General features: G+C 35.5%; 1 protein-coding gene and 1 pseudogene. Both read left to right on the top strand.

Features of this window, described 5'->3' with window-relative positions; all coding sequences use genetic code 11:
• The first annotated feature begins 102 nt into the window (after nt 1-102).
• Nucleotides 103-1653, top strand: coding sequence for an IS3 family transposase (locus LI074_RS16940; protein WP_173698445.1), 1551 nt, complete (start codon nt 103-105; stop codon nt 1651-1653).
• A gap of 82 nt (nt 1654-1735) precedes the next feature.
• Nucleotides 1736-1820: pseudogene (locus LI074_RS18260) on the top strand (IS200/IS605 family transposase); the annotation flags it as partial.

Genomic DNA, 1820 nt, shown 5'->3' with positions numbered 1-1820 from the left:
AATCAAGTTGTATATCTCCGAAAATAGAATTAAATCCCGCATAAAATCAAGGTATGGAGATGCGGACAAAATCTTGGACCAACTAAGAGTTAGGAGGTTCATATGTATTCTTACGAAGACCGCATCCGTGCTGTAAAGTTTTATATCACTTGTGGATATAATGCAGCATACACAGTTAGTAAATTAGGTTACCCTGATGCATCAAATCTCAAGCATTGGTATAAAGAGTATTCAGAGTCTAATGATCTTCATAAGGGGCGCAAAAAGGTCAGTAAATTTTCTGACAGGGAAAAGAGAGACGCTGTTGATTATTACTTTGCTCATGACCGAAATGCATTACAGACGGTAAAAGCACTTGGATACCCAAGCAGACCTCTTCTTATACAATGGGTTAAAGAACTTTGTCCAGAGGAAGGTAAAAGACGTTGTAAATCTTTTAAATCTCATGTAAGATGTTCCCAAGAAGAAAAAATACAAGCAGTAATGGAATCATGCAAAGGTAACTTAAAGATAGCACAGATAGCCGAAATATATGGTGTTACTCCATCTGCTGTTTCTATTTGGAGAAAAGAACTGCTTGGTGAAGGGAAAACTTTGAAAATGATCCAACCTCCTGCTGAAGATAAAAGCATCGAACAATTAATACGTGAGAAAGCAGAACTGGAAGCTAAAGTCAAACGTCTCGAAAACGATGTATATAAACTTCAATTAGAGCGTGACATTCTCGAAAAGGCAGGCGATATCTTAAAAAAAGAGGAGGGCATCAATCTTGATCAATTGACTAATCGTGAAAAAGTTTTCTTGATTGATGCCCTATGTAATAAATATAAATTAAATGAACTGCTACCTGTTTTAAAGCTTTCTAAAAGTAGCTACTGTTATCAGGTACAATGCATAAAAAGCAAAGACAAATATAAAGAATTACGCCAACAAATAAAAGAGCTCTTTATGTGTAATAAAGAAATATATGGCTATCGTCGCATACATTGTCTGTTAAGAAAAGATGGTATTATTGTTTCTGAAAAAATAGTCCGTCGTATAATGAACGAAGAACAATTAATCGTTAAAGCAGCAAGAAAAAGAAAATATAACTCCTATAAGGGGGAGATTACTCCTGAAGTTGATAACATAATAAAACGTGATTTTTCAGCTAAAAAACCAAACGAAAAATGGCTTACAGATATAACAGAATTTCATATCCCAGCAGGCAAAATCTATCTTTCCCCTATTATAGATTGTTTTGATGGAATGGTTGTTTCCTGGACAATTGGCACTTCCCCAAACTCCAAACTTGCAAATACCATGCTTCAAAAAGCTATTGAGCAGCTTGATCCTTCAGAGCATCCTCTGGTTCATTCTGATCGAGGATGTCATTATCGTTGGCCGGAATGGATAAATCTTATGGACACTGCCGGTCTTACTCGCTCTATGTCAAAGAAAGGATGCTCTCCGGATAATTCTGCATGCGAGGGATTCTTTGGTCATCTAAAGAATGAAATGTTTTATGGAAGAAACTGGAACCATGCATCTATTGATTCATTTATACATAAATTAGACGAATATATACATTGGTATAATGAAACTCGAATTAAAATATCGTTGGGTGGAATGAGTCCATTTCAGTATAGACGTAGTTTAGGAATAGCAATTTAGTCCAAGATTTTGTCCGCACCCCCCCGTATATTAGAATGTAGAATTTACTTTTTCATTCAAGCATCATGGTATACATATATGTATGAAAGAAAATCGTATACATTACCGCACTTGTGTGTAATATTAATTACCATATGGTATGGTCAGTGAAATACCGGCGGAAGATA

Source organism: Blautia sp. MSK18_10 (assembly GCF_020553185.1).
Lineage (GTDB): Bacteria > Bacillota > Clostridia > Lachnospirales > Lachnospiraceae > Blautia_A > Blautia_A wexlerae.
Note: the sequence above shows the minus strand (reverse complement) of the source record. Positions and strands in the feature narration are given on the sequence as shown.